The organism is uncultured Demequina sp., assembly GCF_913055775.1.
Taxonomy (GTDB): Bacteria; Actinomycetota; Actinomycetes; order Actinomycetales; family Demequinaceae; genus Demequina.
The window spans coordinates 1-13,737 of record NZ_CAJXJX010000076.1 but is presented as its reverse complement, the minus strand read 5'-3'; the positions used below and the strand labels follow the sequence as shown (position 1 = coordinate 13,737).

The 13,737-nt window shown below is 69.9% G+C and carries 11 protein-coding genes and 1 pseudogene; 10 read left to right on the top strand and 2 right to left on the bottom strand.

The genetic code is table 11. The annotated features are described in order from the left end of the window. Positions 1–1,192, top strand: a pseudogene (locus tag QZ483_RS08850) (hypothetical protein); the annotation flags it as partial. Here QZ483_RS08850 and QZ483_RS08845 read toward each other — a convergent pair. Continuing rightward, positions 1,158–1,544, bottom strand: coding sequence for a phage holin family protein (locus QZ483_RS08845; protein WP_297083060.1), 387 nt, complete (start codon positions 1,542–1,544; stop codon positions 1,158–1,160). The pseudogene QZ483_RS08850 and the gene QZ483_RS08845 sit on opposite strands and share 35 nt — an antisense overlap. A gap of 35 nt (positions 1,545–1,579) precedes the next feature. Here QZ483_RS08845 and hisC point away from each other — a divergent pair, with 35 nt between their 5' ends. The 7 genes from hisC to QZ483_RS08810 all read left to right on the top strand — a co-directional run bounded on the left by hisC (position 1,580) and on the right by QZ483_RS08810 (position 8,580). Beyond that, positions 1,580–2,641, top strand: coding sequence for a histidinol-phosphate transaminase (gene hisC / locus QZ483_RS08840; RefSeq protein WP_297083058.1), 1,062 nt, complete (start codon positions 1,580–1,582; stop codon positions 2,639–2,641). 93 nt (positions 2,642–2,734) lie between these two features. Beyond that, entirely contained in the window at positions 2,735–3,601 is an 867-nt protein-coding gene (locus QZ483_RS08835; protein WP_297083056.1) for an ABC transporter permease, read from the top strand. After that, positions 3,594–4,349, top strand: coding sequence for an ABC transporter ATP-binding protein (locus tag QZ483_RS08830; protein WP_297083055.1), 756 nt, complete (start codon positions 3,594–3,596; stop codon positions 4,347–4,349). The genes QZ483_RS08835 and QZ483_RS08830 overlap by 8 nt, the downstream gene beginning before the upstream one ends. Positions 4,350–4,440: 91 nt before the next feature. Next, the gene (locus QZ483_RS08825; RefSeq protein WP_297083053.1) at positions 4,441–5,595 is read left to right on the top strand and encodes a thiamine pyrophosphate-dependent dehydrogenase E1 component subunit alpha; all 1,155 of its coding nucleotides are present in this window, start codon (positions 4,441–4,443) and stop codon (positions 5,593–5,595) included. Then, on the top strand, positions 5,592–6,608 hold the full coding sequence (locus tag QZ483_RS08820; RefSeq protein WP_297083051.1) for an alpha-ketoacid dehydrogenase subunit beta: 1,017 nt from the start codon (positions 5,592–5,594) through the stop codon (positions 6,606–6,608). Before QZ483_RS08825 ends, QZ483_RS08820 begins: the two co-directional genes overlap by 4 nt. Positions 6,609–6,619: 11 nt before the next feature. After that, a complete protein-coding gene (locus QZ483_RS08815; RefSeq protein WP_297083049.1) occupies positions 6,620–8,008 on the top strand; it encodes a dihydrolipoamide acetyltransferase family protein in 1,389 nt (462 codons plus the stop codon). A 65-nt stretch (positions 8,009–8,073) separates the two neighbouring features. Further along, positions 8,074–8,580, top strand: a complete 507-nt coding sequence (locus QZ483_RS08810) for a DUF4190 domain-containing protein (protein ID WP_297083047.1) — start codon at positions 8,074–8,076, stop codon at positions 8,578–8,580. A gap of 10 nt (positions 8,581–8,590) precedes the next feature. Here the strand turns inward: QZ483_RS08810 and QZ483_RS08805 are convergent, their stop codons facing one another. Continuing rightward, complete coding sequence (locus QZ483_RS08805; RefSeq protein WP_297083046.1) at positions 8,591–9,694, bottom strand: winged helix DNA-binding domain-containing protein; 1,104 nt, start codon at positions 9,692–9,694, stop codon at positions 8,591–8,593. 60 nt (positions 9,695–9,754) lie between these two features. Here QZ483_RS08805 and QZ483_RS08800 point away from each other — a divergent pair, with 60 nt between their 5' ends. Both QZ483_RS08800 and QZ483_RS08795 read left to right on the top strand, forming a co-directional pair. After that, on the top strand, positions 9,755–10,780 hold the full coding sequence (locus QZ483_RS08800; RefSeq protein WP_297083044.1) for a DUF2332 domain-containing protein: 1,026 nt from the start codon (positions 9,755–9,757) through the stop codon (positions 10,778–10,780). A 276-nt stretch (positions 10,781–11,056) separates the two neighbouring features. After that, positions 11,057–13,737: isopeptide-forming domain-containing fimbrial protein (locus QZ483_RS08795; RefSeq protein WP_297083041.1), on the top strand; the 2,681-nt coding region annotated here is incomplete at its 3' end.

The window sequence follows — 13,737 nt, the reverse complement described above, 5'->3', positions numbered from 1 at the left end:
TGAGGACCTCGAGACGGCATCGGCGATCCTCGTCGAGGCCGCGCGCCGCTTGCACGACGCCGATCGCGCCCTCGCGCTGGTACTGGCCTCGCTGGACGATCTCCCGCATCAGTCGGCCCCCGACGCCTCCTGGGTCGACGCGACGGCCGATGCGCGCTGGGGTCCCGCGGGCACCGTCGCGCTGGAGGCGGGACTGGTGGACGTCGCGGATCGGCTGCGGAGCGTCGCGAAGGCGCTGGTGGGCGCCGAGTCCGCGGCCACGCACCGCATGGTGGGCTGGCAGGTCGCCGCCCGAGCAGCGATCGAGGGACACCTCGGCCTGCTGCGCGCCGCGGGGATCTACGACGCCGCGCGGCTCGCGCTCGCGGCATTGGTCGCCGCCGCGGAGGCGGCGCTGCGCGAGGAGCGCCTGGTCGACGTCGGCAGCAGGCGAGTGGCGGGCGCGCAGCCGGTTCGCTCGCTCGCCCACATCGGCGAACTCCTCGTGGCCCTGAGCGCGTCGAAGCCGCGCGACGTGGTCGTGGACCGGGTCACCGGGGCCGGCGGCGACGTGTCGTGGATCGTGACGATCCCCGGCACCGCCGAGCTGGTCAGCGGTGACGGCGAGGTCTTCGACGCGCGGTCCAACCTCGACCTGGTGGGCGGCGGCACGGCCGATGCCGTGGTCATGGTCCTGGCGGCGATGCAGCGGGCGGGCGTCGAGCCCGGCCAGCCGGTGATGCTCGCCGGGCACTCGCAGGGCGGGCTGGTCGCGAACGCGATCGCCGCCGCCAAGACGCCGTACTCGGTCACCACGGTGCTGACGGTAGGCACGCCCTCCGGCGCCGCGCCACGGCATCCGGGCGTCCAGTACCTGCACGTCGAGAACTCCCCGGACGTGGTGCCCGCCCTGGACGGAGCGCACAACCCGCACACGCCCAACGTCGTGACCGCGGTGGTGGACTCGCGCGCGAGCGCGGATCCCGAGCTGGCGCAGGCGTCGCGATCCGTGGAGGGCGCGCACGGCGCGACGGCCTATGCCTGGGGTCTCGACCTGCTCGACGGAGACCCGTCGCCGTCCCTGCGGGCGTGGACCGAGGTTGCGAGCCGGTTCTTCGCCGGCGAGAGCACGGTGCGCACCGTGGTCTCGCAGGTGCACGGCCACGAGGGGCCGAGCGTCAGTCCTTCTTGGTCCCCAGGATCGCGCCCATGATGGCCGTCGCGATAGAGATCACCAGCGCGGCGAGCAGCGTCTGCCAGAACCCGCCGATCGACAGGTTGACGAAGTCGACCTGCTCCGAGATCCACGCGGTGAGCCACAGGATGAACCAGTTGATCACCAGGGCGAACAGGCCGAGCGTGAGGATCGTGATGGGCAGAGCGAGGACGTTGAGGATGGGCTTGACGATCGCGTTCAGCAGGGCGACCACCGCGCCCAGGGCCAGGTACGCGAGCGCGCGGGTCCACCACTCCGCCTCGCCGCCGGTGACGGCCAGCTCGAGGGGCAGGAGCGTCGCGATCCAGATGGCGACGGCGGTCACGGCGGCGTTCAGGATGAACTTCATGGCAGGGAGTCTTCCACACCTGTCATCCTTGACGCATGGATCTTCCTCAGCCCCGTCCCGCGATTGGCGCCATGCCGCCCTACGTCCCCGGGGCCCGCGGCGCCGCGGACCGCCTGCCTCCCGTGAAGCTCTCGTCGAACGAGACGCCGTTCGCCCCGCTCCCCAGCGTCGCCCAGGCGGTGGCGGCCGCCGGAGAGGTCGCGCACCGCTATCCCGACATGTTCGCGGTCGAGCTGCACGAGCGCATCGGCGCCTTCCTGGGCCTGGGCGCCGAGTCCGTGGCGGTCGGAGGCGGCTCGGTCGCCGCCCTGCAGCACACGCTGCAGGCGTACACGCAGCCGGGGGACGAGGTCGTCTTCGCGTGGCGCAGCTTCGAGGCGTATCCGATCCTCTCGCACATCGCCGGCGCGACTCCGGTGCCGGTGCCGCTCGCGGCCGGAGGTCGCCACGACCTCGACGCGATGGTGGCCGCGATCACCCACCGCACCCGCGTGGTGCTGCTGTGCTCGCCCAACAACCCCACTGGACCGGCGCTGCGCACGGACGAGGTCGACGCATTCATGGCGCGCGTCCCGTCCCATGTGCTGGTGGTGCTGGACGAGGCCTACGTCGAGTTCGTGCGCGACCCGGCGGCCGTCGCGGGCCTGGATTTCCTGCAGCGTCACCCCAACGCGCTCATCGCACGCACGTTCTCGAAGGCGTACGGCCTCGCGGGTCTGCGCGTGGGCTACGTCGCCGGCGACCCCGCGCTGATCGCGCCGGTGCGCACGTGCGTGACGCCGTTCTCGGTCTCCGCGCCGGCCCAGGCGGCGGCGATCGTGTCGCTCGACGCGCAGGCAGAACTCGCCGAGCGGGTCGAGGCCGTCGTAGCGGAGCGCGGACGGGTGGCCGATGCGCTGGCCGGGCTCGGCTGGGACGTGCCGGACCCGCAGGGGAACTTCGTGTGGCTGGCCGCCGGAGAGCGCACGGGCGAGATCGCCGCTGTGCTCGCCGAGCGCGAGCCGGCAGTGCTGGTTCGCCCGTTTGCGGGCGAGGGAATCCGTGTGACGATCGGCTCCCCGGAGGAGAACGATGCGCTGCTCGAGGCCCTCTCCTGACGAGGCATCGATTGCCGTTCCGTGCCTCGCGGCTGGTAACTTGGACGCGCCTGTGTCCCGCGGGCTTCCCCGCTGACGCCACCAAGGAGCGCAGTGTCTGACAGCGATATCAGCGCCATCGCGCGCGACGCCGGCCTCAAGCAGGTGGGCGCCCGGCCGCCCCTCGGCTCGTACCTTGCCGAGACGTGGCGACGCCGCGCCTTCGCGATGTCCCTCGCGCGCTACAGGCTCGAGGCGTCGCTGCACGAGAGCCGGCTCGGGCTCGGCTGGATCGTCCTGCGCCCGCTCCTCAACGCCGCGATCTACGGGACCGTGTTCGGCCTCATCATGGATCGCAGCTCGCGACCGGGCGACATCCCGTTCATCCCGTTCCTGGTCGTGGGCGTGTTCGTCTTCGAGTTCTTCTCGAAGAGCTTCGGCAGCGGCGCGAAGGCGATCACCGGCAACGCGGGACTGGTGAGGTCGCTGACCTTCCCCCGGCTCCTGCTGCCCCTGTCGCAGATCATCCAGTTCATCATCGAGCTCGTCCCGATGCTGATCGTGATGGCGATCATCGTCGCCGCGTTCGGCGTCCCGATCACGTGGACATGGCTTCTCGTCATCCCGCTGATGGGGCTCATGACGATGTTCAACTTTGGCGTGGCCCTGATTGCCGCGCGGCTCACCGTGCACCTGCGCGACGTCGCCCAGATCATTCCGCTCGTCACTCGGCTGTTCTTCTACGGTTCGGGCATCTTCTACTCGCTCGACCTGGTCCTGGCCGACAACCCGGCATGGATGCTGACGGTTGCGCACCTCAACCCGGTGGGCGGTTTCATCGGCCTCACGCGCCTCTTCGTGCTCGGCGGCCCTGAGGTCAGCACGCTCCTGTGGGTGGCCACGCTGGTCAGCCCGTTCGTGACGATGGCGTTCGGCGTGGTGTTCTTCTGGCGAGCGGAGGAGAAGTATGGCCGTGACTGACCCCGCATCCCCCGGCGTGCTCGGGGATCCCACGGTGGTGGTCGACGGGCTTCGCGTCGACTACAAGACCTTCGCCTCGGGCAAGCGCGCCAAGGACCGTCGCTCCCTCATGACACGCCAGCGCGGCGTGCGCATCGTGCATGCACTCAAGGGCGTGTCCTTCGTCGCGCGCGAAGGCGAGTCGATCGGCGTGATCGGCCACAACGGCTCCGGCAAGTCCACGTTGATGCGTGCCATCGCCGGCCTCCTCACCGGCTCTGAGGGAACGGTCTACGCCGCGAGCCGCCCTGCCCTGCTGGGCGTCAACGCCGCGCTCATCCCCAACCTCACAGGCGAGAAGAACGTCATGCTCGGCGGCCTCGCGCTGGGGCTGACGCCCAAGGAGGTCGCGCAGCGCTACGACGACATCGTGGCGTTCTCGGGCCTCGAGGAGTTCATGGACCTGCCCATGAAGACCTACTCGTCGGGAATGCAGTCGCGCCTGCGGTTCTCGATCGCGGTGTCGCGCGACCACCAGATTCTGCTGGTCGACGAGGCGCTCGCGGTGGGCGACAAGGAGTTCCGCAAGAAGAGCGAGGACCGGATCCGGCAGCTGCGCGGCGAGGCGGGCACCGTGTTCCTCGTGAGCCACTCGATGCGGTCCATCCTCGAGACCTGCTCGCGCGTGCTCTGGATCGACCACGGCAATCTCAAGATGGACGGTGACCCGCAGGAGGTCGTCGACGCGTACCAGGCGTCGAAGAACTGACGCGTTTGCAACCTACGCTTCCGTAGCCTACGCTTGCGTAAGTTAGCGAAGCCGGGCGCCACCGCGCCCTCGTCACCCTCCGGGAGGCACTGTGGACGCGACCGGTCCGCTCTCCTCCGACGGCCTGGTCCAGCTCCTCACCCCCGAGGGCGACGCCGTCGAGGACTCCACCTACTCGCCGTATGCCGCGCACCTCACGCCTGACGACCTGCGCGCGTTCTGGCGCGACATGACCGTGGTGCGCGCGTTCGACAAGGAGGCCACGAGCCTCCAGCGCCAGGGCGAGCTGGGCCTGTGGGTGCAGTCCTGGGGTCAGGAGGCCGCGCAGATCGGCTCAGGCCACGCGCTGCGCGGTCCGGACTTCGTGTTCCCGAGCTATCGCGAGCACGGCGTCGCCCTCACGCGCGACGTGGACCTGGTCGAGGTGCTGCGCATCTTCCGCGGGCTGCAGCACGGTGCTTGGACGCCCCAGGATCACGGCTTCCACCTCTACACGCTCGTGATCGGCGCCCACGCGCTGCACGCCACCGGCTACGCGATGGCGATGGACTTCGACGGCCTGGTCGCCAGCGGCAACCCCGAGCGCGACGGCGCGGTGGTCTGCTACTTCGGCGACGGCGCCACCGCGCAGGGCGACGTGGCCGAGGCGATGACCTACGCGTCCGTGCACAACGCGCCGGTCGTGTTCTTCGTGCAGAACAACCAGTTTGCGATCTCCGAGCCCACGTCGCGCCAGAGCCGCGTGCCCATCGCGGACCGCGGCCTGGGCTACGGGATCCCGAGCGTGCGCGTCGACGGCAACGATGTCATCGCCTCGCACGCGGTGACCCGCTGGGCCCTCGAGCACGCTCGCTCGGGCGCCGGCCCGGTCCTCGTCGAGGCGCTGACCTACCGCATGGGTGCGCACACCACCTCGGACGACCCCACGCGCTACCGGTCGAAGGCGCAGGAGGCCTACTGGGCCGAGCGCGATCCCATCGCGCGCCTCGAAGCGCACCTCATCGCGCGTGGCGAGCTCTCCCAGGAGTTCCGCGACCAGGTCACGGCCGAGGCGGACGCGCTGTGCGAGCGCACCCGCACCACGGTCCGCTCGTGGGAGCGCCCGGCGCTCGCCACGATGTTCGACGACGTCTACGCACTGCCCCACGCGACCGTCGACGCGGAGCGCGCCTGGTTCGAGCGCTACGAGGCCTCGTTCGCGGACGCGACGGGAGGCGCCACCGTGGACGCCGGAGCCGCCCGATGACCGAACGCCTCACGATGGCTGGCGCCATCAACGCCGGCCTGCGCGCGGCCATGGAGCGCGACGACAAGGTCCTGCTCATGGGCGAGGACATCGGCGCTCTCGGTGGCGTGTTCCGCGTCACCGACGGCCTGCACAAGGACTTCGGTGAGCACCGGGTCCGCGACACCCCGCTGGCGGAGTCCGGCATCGTGGGCACCGCGATCGGCATGGCGATGCGAGGCTACCGCTCGGTCATCGAGATCCAGTTCGACGGCTTCATCTTCCCGGCCTACAACCAGATCACCACGCAGCTGGCCAAGATGCACTACCGCTCTCGCGGCGACATCACGCTTCCCATCGTCATCCGGGTGCCCTTCGCCGGCGGGATCGGCGCGGTCGAGCACCACTCGGAGTCCGTCGAGGCCCTGTTCGCCCACACTGCCGGCCTGCGCATCGTCTCCCCCGCCACGCCGCAGGACGCGTTCGATCTCATCCAGCAGTCCATCGCGTGCCCGGACCCCGTGCTGTTCCTCGAGCCGAAGGCCCGCTACTGGGACAAGGGCGACGTGGACACGCAGCGCGTCGCCGCCCAGCTCGACGCCCCCGATGGCGAGGCGGCCGCCACAGCCGAGATGGCATCGGCCCGTATCGCGCGCGAAGGCGCGCACGTCACCCTCGTCGCGTACGGCCCCACGGTGCGCGTCGCGCTGCAGGCGGCCGAGGTCGCCGCCGCCGACGGCACGGACGTCGAGGTCATCGATCTGCGCTCGATCTCGCCGCTCGACTCCGATGCCGTGGTGCGGTCCGCCAAGCGGACCGGCCGCGTGGTGGTGGTGCACGAGGCGCCCACCGCCTTCGGCGCGGGCGCAGAACTGTCGGCGCGCGTCACCGAGCAGGCCTTCTTCCACCTGCACGCGCCTGTGCTCCGCGTCGGAGGGTTCCACACGCCCTACCCTGGGAACACGTTCGAGCACCACTACCTGCCCGACATCGACCGCGTCCTCGACGCTGTCGACCGCGTGATGAGGCACTGAGGAGCGCACCGATGCCCACCTTCGAGACGTTCAACCTGCCCGACGCGGGCGAGGGCCTCACCGAGGCCGACATCATCACGTGGATGGTGGGCCCCGGCGACGCCGTCGAGGTGAACCAGCCCATCGTCGAGATCGAGACCGCGAAGTCCCTGGTCGAGCTGCCGAGCCCGTTCACCGGAGTGGTGTCGGAGCTCGTAGTCGCCGAGGGCGAGACCGTGGACGTCGGTGCACCCATCCTCGTGGTGGATGTGGATCCAGGTGGCACGGCTCCCGCTGCGGCACCGCAGCCCGAGGCCGCGACCCCTGCGCCGGCTGCGCCCACGACTCCCGCTCCCGAGACGTCTGCACACACGGCCGATGCGGCGGCCGGCTCGGGCGACTCCGGCTCAGGCGCGGTGCTGGTGGGCTACGGCGTGAAGGCGGGCGCCGCGACGCGCCGCCCGCGCCACGAGGAGGCCATCGATCCGGTGGGCGGCGAGCAGGACCTCGACGAGTACCCCGTGCTCGCCAAGCCCCCCGTCCGCAAGCTCGCGCGTGACCTGGGTGTGGACCTCACGACGGTGACGCCCACGGGTCCTGGCGGGCTTGTGACCCGCGAGGATGTGGAGCTGCACGTCAAGGCGACGTCCGCGCAGTCTCTCGCGACCTACGAGGGCGACGACCAGCCGTGGCTCGCCGAGGGCACCACGCAGTCGGACGGCCGCACTACGCGCGTGCCGGTGAAGTCGGTGCGCAAGCGCACGGCAGAGGCGATGGTGCAGTCGGCGTTCACGGCGCCGCACGTCACCGAGTTCCTCACGGTGGACGCGACCGAGACCATGAACCTGGTCGCGAAGCTCAAGCAGGACCGGGACTTCGCGGATGTGCGCGTCACGCCGCTGCTCATCGTCGCGAAGGCGCTGCTGCTAGCTGTGCGGCGTCACCCCGAGGTCAACGCCAGTTGGGACGACGAGGCGCAGGAGATCGTCTACAAGCACTACGTGAACCTCGGCATCGCCGCGTCGACGCCGCGCGGCCTCGTGGTCCCGAACATCAAGGACGCGCACCGCCTGCCGCTGCACGCGCTCGCGATCGAGCTGCAGAACCTGACGGCTGAGGCCCGCGCGGGCAAGGCCCAGCCTGCCCAGCTCCAGGACGGCACGATCACGATCACGAACGTGGGCGCGCTGGGCATCGACACCGGCACACCCATCCTCAACCCCGGCGAGTCGGCGATCCTGGCCTTCGGTTCGATCCGCCAGCAGCCGTGGGTGCACGAGGGCGAGATCCAGATTCGCTGGGTGACGCAGCTCGCGCTGAGCTTCGACCACCGTCTGGTCGACGGTGAGCTGGGTGCCCGCGTCCTCTACGACGTGGGCCGGGTGCTCAACGACCCGACCCAGGGGCTCGTCTGGGGCTGATCCTCGAGCAGGTGCTCCGCACGCTCGTTCGCTAGGGTGGTGCGGTCAGCAGTGAGGGGGCAGACATGACGGAATCGTCGCGCAACGCCGCAGGAGACGAGGGCTCGACGGAGCCGCCCGCGGCTCGCGAGTTCATCCCGGAGGATCGGCCGAGCGAGCTGGGCCCGCCACCGCGCACCCCGGTGCCCTCCGAGCAGCAGCCCGCGACCGCAGCCCCCGGCTTCGCGCCGCGCTCACCTGCGAGCGAGCCGGTGCCCGACATCGAGGGACTGAACTTCGGCGCTCGGCGCACCGAGCAGAACTCGCGCGCGGTCATCGGCATGGTGCTGTCCGGTCTCGCGCTGGCGGGCGTGCTCATATGGTTCGTGGGCGTCAGCACCCCGCTGCTCATCACGGTCGCCCTGGCGATCGGCGGCATCGTCATGGGGGCGATGGGCCGGGCCTCGGCGCGGCGGGGCGTGGCGACCAACCGGGGCCTGGCGCTCGCGGCGATCATCGTCGGGTGTCTCGCCATTCTCGCGACGGTGGCGGTGTACGCGCTCCTTCTGATCGCCCTCAGCGCCTGGGTCTAGCAAGCACGCGCTAGTGCGCGCCCCAGCGCACCTGGGTCTCCACCCCGGTGAAGGCTCCGTAGCGAGCGAAGGACGTCTCGAACGCACGCCGATCCGCAGCGCCGAGCCGCGCGAGCGGTACCGCGTCGACCACCTGGGAGCGCGCCCGAGCGATGCGCTTCCAGGTCCCGACCACCCTGCCGTCACGCACCAGCGTCGCGCGAAAGACCCCGTTCGACCCCGGGACCACCGCGTTCAGATCCTCGGGCGCGAGCGCGAGCCCGCGATCGGCGTAGCCCAGCATGAACTCGTCGAAGCCCGGCGGGATCACGCGGCCCCCCGCGTCGGCGACCGTCGCGCCGAGGGCCTCGGCGGACGCCATCATGGGCCCCGCCGCGGTCGCGACCTCGACGACCGCCGTTCCCGCGCCCGAGAGACCGGCACGGCAGTCGCGCACGCCCAGCCCCGTCCAACGTGACAGGTCCTTCACCGTGACCGGTCCGTGGGACCGCACGAACCGCAGCGCGATCATCGCCAGGGCCTCCTCGCGCTCCAGCGTGACGGGGTCCGGCACCCACTCGTCCAGGAGCGCGAAGGTCTGCTCCTTGCCCTCCTGCGGACCGATGCACGTCACGCCGGTCTGCGACGCGTACCAGAGCAGGTGGTAACCCACCTGGCCCGAGGTGTCGATGCCAGCGTCCTGGATGACCTCCATGCAGGCCGATCGCGTGAGCCGCCGCCCGCCGCGCAGGGCCGCATCCAGAGCGGCGTTCGCCGCAACCACCGTGGCCTCTGTGATCCCCAGGTACTCCCGCCGCCCCGCCGCTCCGGCCAGGGGCTTGGCGGACATCAGCTCGAGCATCCAACGCGCGTCCCGCGACGGGACGAGGTGCACCGTGCCGCGCATGGGCCAGGTGCGCAGGGCCTCGCGTGCCTCGAGCGCGGCCTCGACGCTCTCCCGGGTGCTGCCAGGCAGCCGGATGCCGAGCGACCACAGCCCGCTCGCGTAGTCCTGCGCCTGCATTGCGCCCATCCAGGTCACGACGTCGCCCACGCCGGCGTGCGCGTGCTCGCCAGCGAGGAGCAGCGCTCGCATGCGCAGCGCGCGCACCTGGTCACCGGTCAGCTCGGCCATGGGCCCACGCTACCCAGCGCGTCTGACGCCGGCGTGGGAGCATCGGCGCGGGAGGTCAGCATGGGAACGATCCAATGGGGAGCAGAGGACCGGCACGACCTGCGGCAGGTCGCGGCCGAGGTCATCCGCTGGCGCGACTACGTTCCCGACTCGCCCCTGTACCGCCTGTTCGCCGACCGCATCTCGGGGGACCCGGAGCTGCTCGGGATCGTCGCGGCGATCGACAACACACCGCCCCTGAACCTCCTCTTTGGTGCGGTGAAGCTCGGGCTCGACGCGGATGACCAGCTCGCGGCCTGGTATCCGCACCTCGCCGGGCGGCAGGTCGCCGAGCCCTCGGACGCGGCGTATGCCGCGTTCCGCCACCACGTCCTGGCGAACCGGGACGCTCTGCTGCCCACCGCATCGGCCCGCCGCACCCAGACCAACGAGGTGGGCCGTGCTGCGGTACTGCTGCCGTGGATCCCCACCGACGAGCCGGTGCATGCGATCGATATCGGGGCGTCGGCCGGCCTCAACCTGTGCCTCGATCACTTCTCCTACCGGTACTCCGGCGACGTCGACGTGGCCCTCGGCACGCACTCGCCTCGCATCGACTGCGAAGTGCGAGGCCCCCTCGCGGGGCCACGCAGGCTTCCAGCGTTCGCGAGTCGCACGGGTATCGACCTCGCGCCCGTTGACGCGACGGACCCGGCTCAGGCGGCATGGCTCGAGGCACTCGTGTGGCCTGAGCACGTCGACCGGCTCGAGCGCCTGCGAGCCGCGATCGGGGTGCGACGCGAGTGTGACGTGCGCATGCTCACCGCCGACGCCGCGTCCGTGCTGACAGACGTCATCGCCGCTCTGCCGCCGGGGCCCGTGGTTGTGTGGCACACCATCGCCCTCTATCAGGCCGATGCAGAAGCGCGGGCGTACATCGACGCGGCAGTCGAGGCGGCGGCCGGGCAGCGAGCGGTGACGCGCATCGGCTTCGAGCCGGTCGCAGGCGTCGACAGTCCCGTGGTACGCGTCGGGCCGAGCTTCGACCACGGCCGCACGGTGGCGACGGCGCACCCGCATGGACGCTGGCTTCAGCCAGTGGCGTGAGTGCCGACAACGCAGGTAGGAGCCGGTTCCTTGCGCGTCGGGTACCGTGGCAACTGTCAGGCCCCCGACGTGCGGGTGTGCCCTGTAAGGCAGATGGGCGAGGGAGGGCACGTGACGGAGCTTCGTGCGCAACGAGGTGTCGCACGACAGTGGATCGCGGGCCTCCTCGCTTTGCTCGTGGCGGGTGCAACCACGGTGGTTGCCTCAACAGCTGCGACGGCTGTGGTGGAGCCGGCTGGTCTTTCGATCGAGAAGACAGGCCCTTCGGGCGACCAGTTGCCGTTGACTCCAGGCGAGCCCTTCAACTACGTCATCACCGTGCAGTGCTCATACTCCGTCCCTAATTCAGGGTGCTACGACGCGACCATCACGGACACCATTCCCGCGCCGCTCGAGCTCGCGGGCACGCCCACCGTGGTCTCTGACGGCAACAGTACGGACGTGACGACCACCGGCAACGACGTCAACATCGTCTTCGACACGGTGTTCCTCAACACCACGGATCCCGGCTCCGGAATGTTGGGAGGCACCACCGCGACCATCACGATTCCGGTGGTAGTCCCGGCTGATGCCGATTACGACTATGACGGTCAACCCATCGTCAACGAGGCCGAGTTCTCGGCGTCGAACCCGGACACGCCGCCAGAGACTGACGACCACGAGGTGGCCATCGACGTGCCGCTGGTGGTCGACACGGACATCTCGAAGTCCTTCTCGCCCGCGGCTGGCACAGCGACCGAAGGCGCGCCGACGGTCATCTCCATCGACGCGTCGAATCAGTCTGAGACAGGCGTCGACTCGATGGTCATCACAGACCCTGCGTCAGGATCCAGCAGCACCACTTTCGACTACCTCCAGCTCGACTCCATCACCATCACGGACGTTCCTGCCGGCGCGGACGAGATGACCGTGTACGTCGACACTGGAGCCGGGCTCGAGCCCGTGGGGGCGGCGATCGACGTGGATCCGCCGGCGCCGCCCTACGTCATCGATCTGTCCGGCGTCGATCTGGAATCCGTGGTCGGCATCCAGGTCGAGTTCACCGACACCGACGGCTCTCACATCGACGAAGGCGCGACTGCGGGCATCGATGTCGGCGTGTCGCAACGCAACCCCGGCGAACTCACGGACGACGTCACAGTCGAGAACACCGCGGAGTCCGAGGTGAGTCGTGACAGTGTCCCCGCGACGGACACGGGCGACGCCACCTACGACATCACCACCAACATCCCGAGTGTCGAGGCAGGGAAGACCTTCAGCCCCGACCAGGTGGTTCACGGTGAGTCGTCGACGGCGACCATCACCGCAGGCGTCAGCGACGCGCTCGACGTCGACTCGCTCACGGTCACAGAGCCCAGCAACACGGTGTTCTCGGACGCGATGGCGTTCGAGGGCTTCGTCAACCCGATCACGTTCCCGGAGGGCGCTGACGAGGCGACGATCACCTACGACGCAGGAGGCACGTTCGGCCCATTCGAGCCCGGAGACGACGTGCCGTTGCCGACGGACCTCGACGCAGTCGAGTCGTTCTCGATCACCTTCCAGGACACCGATGACTCGGGCATCGTGGCCGGCGGCACGCCAGCATCGATTCCGTTCACGGTCGGCACAGACCCCGACGACACCGCAGAGGTGACGAGTCTGGTCAACGAGACCACCGTCACCGGCACGACGACGGACGGCGTCAACGGCACGGACACCGCCGAGGACACGCTGCACGCGTTCGAAGAGCACGTCGACTCGACCACCACCAAGGCGATCTCGCCGAGCACGATCACCGGGTGGGACAACGAGTGGATCGTCATGCAGCTCACGGGCGGCACTGCGGGCTCGCCGGTCGACGGTGGCACGGACGACCCGTACTCGTCTGTGCCGTCGCAGCAGATCGTGATCTCCGACCCCGCGAACCCAGATCCCGACAACCCGGACCCGTTCTGGGAGGCATTCCACCCCACCCAGTTGGTCGACATCAGCATCCCTGCCGACGCTTCGCTCACCATCAACTACTGGGACGGCGACGAGTGGGTCTACCTCGTTGGCCCTATCGACGGCGCCACGACCTACAGCGTCGACATCGATGACCTTCCGGACCCGGCACCGACTCCGGAGGAGATCGGCGGTCTTCAGTTCGAGTACGACTACATCGGCACCGGTGAGGGATTCGCCCCTGGCACTTCTTTCCAGCCGAACGTCGTGATGAACTTCGACGCCGATGCCGCCGGCGCCACCTTGCCGACGACGTTCACGAACTGCACCACTGCATCGGCCTCCGGCGGAGCCGTGGACTCCGGAGACGCCCCGCCCGCGTGCGCTGACGTCGATGTTCTCGAGCCGGACGCCCAACCAGGTCCGTCGATGGACAAGCTCTTCGTCGACGCGAGTGGCAATGAGGACCCGAGCATCCCCGCGCGCTCTCACCGGGTGACTCGCGCTCAGCTGCACTGGTCGACGGGCGGCGCATCAAATGTCGACTCCGTGACACTCATGGACGAGGCGGGCGCGCCTCCCACGGATGTCGCGAACTCCGTGTTCGACACCTTCGATGTCACCGTGATCAACGCGATCGACTCGAGCGTCGATCCGCTGATCCAGTACGACGCGATCGACGCGGTGCTGATCTACCGGGCTGACCTGGGTGACTGGGTCGTGCCGACGGAGAGCCTGTGCGGTCCGCTCGACGATGGCGGCGGACCCGAGTTCACCGCTGACTGTGCAGGGGGAATGCCGGAGATCGTCCTGTCCGGCGTCGAACGCGCGAACACCATCGGTGTGCAGATCGTGTACGTCGAGAATCCCGACGCCCGCGGCGGAGCGCTCGCACCGCCGGTGGGCTCTGGGGTGGCGAGGTCCACGGACGCTGACGACCGCACGGCCCAGGTCACCTTTCGGGTGCGCGACTGGCGGCGCAGCTCCTTGCCGTCCCTCGACGCGGTCGATGGGCTCGACGTCTACAACGT